This is a genomic window from Dactylosporangium sp. NPDC005555, from assembly GCF_040605635.1.
In the GTDB taxonomy this organism is placed as follows: domain Bacteria; phylum Actinomycetota; class Actinomycetes; order Mycobacteriales; family Micromonosporaceae; genus Dactylosporangium.
The window spans coordinates 1-1,324 of record NZ_JBEXDG010000175.1 but is presented as its reverse complement, the minus strand read 5'-3'; the positions used below and the strand labels follow the sequence as shown (position 1 = coordinate 1,324).

Annotated in this window: 1 protein-coding gene; it reads left to right on the top strand. The window is 67.7% G+C overall.

Annotated elements, in window-relative coordinates; genetic code table 11:
- Positions 1 to 74: 74 nt before the first annotated feature.
- On the top strand, positions 75 to 1,324 hold a 1,250-nt coding region (locus ABZS58_RS51345; RefSeq protein ID WP_354792142.1), incomplete at its 3' end, for an IS30 family transposase.

Below are 1,324 nucleotides of genomic sequence, written 5' to 3'. Positions count from 1 at the left end.
GGGCGGATTCAACCGGCGGTCGCAACACCCCGATTTCGGAGGTGGGCATGGGGCGTGCGCAGGGTTGGACGACGATGGTGACGGGCAGGCCGGCGATGCGGTCGCCAGGTCGTCCGCCGGTCTGGCGGCGTGAGCACCGGCAGGGTTTCTGGGACCTGATCGCACAAGGGCGTTCCAGCGAGCTGGCTGCGCTTGAGGTGGGTGTGTCGCAGCCGGTCGGTTCGCGGTGGTTCCGTGATGCTGGCGGGATGCGCAATGTCAGCAGTGCACCGCTTTCCGGCCGTTTCCTGTCCTTTGAGGAACGGGAGGAGATTGCACTGCTGCGAGCGCAGAACGTCGGGGTCCGGCAGATCGCCCAAGCCCTGGGCAGGTCGCCGTCAACGATCTCGCGGGAACTGCGTCGCAACGCCGCCACTCGTGGCGGTCAGCTGGAGTATCGGGCCATCAACGCCCAATGGCATGCCGACCGTCGGGCCAGACGCCCGAAGACCGCGAAGCTCGTGCTGAACGAGCGGTTGCGTGAGTATGTGCAAGATCGCCTGTCTGGTTCGGTGCTCCTGCCCGGCGGTCAGGTCGCCGGGCCGAAGACACGGGCGTGGAAGGGCCGCAACAAGCCACGGCGTGAGGATCGTCGCTGGGCCACGTCGTGGAGTCCGGAGCAGATCAGCAACCGGTTGAAGGTGGACTTCCCCGATGATGAGTCCATGCGTATCTCGCACGAGGCGATCTACCAAGCCCTGTTCATCCAAGGGCGCGGCGCGCTCAAGCGGGAGCTGGTCGCTTGCCTGCGGACCGGTCGTGCGCTGCGGGTTCCGCGTGCCCGCGCCCGCAAGCGCCGCGACGGCATGGTCACCCCGGAGGTGATGATCAGCGAACGCCCGGCCGAGGTCGAGGACCGCGCCGTGCCGGGCCACTGGGAAGGCGATCTGATCATCGGGCTGGACCGATCGGCGATCGGCACGCTCGTCGAGCGCACGACCCGGTTCACGATGCTGCTGCACCTGCCCCGCATGGAAGGCTACGGCGTCGAAACCCGCGTCAAGAACGGCCCGGCGCTGGCAGGCCACGGCGCCGCAGCGGTCCGCGACGCGATCGCCGCGACGATCACCATCCTGCCCGAACAGCTCCGCCAGACCTTGACCTGGGACCGCGGCAAAGAACTCGCCCAGCACGTCCAACTGACGATCGACACCGGGGTCCAGGTCTACTTCGCTGATCCACACAGTCCGTGGCAGCGCGGCACCAACGAGAACACCAACGGCCTGCTGCGCCAATACTTTCCCAAGGGCACCGACCTGGCTCGCTGGGGCCGCGACGACCTCGA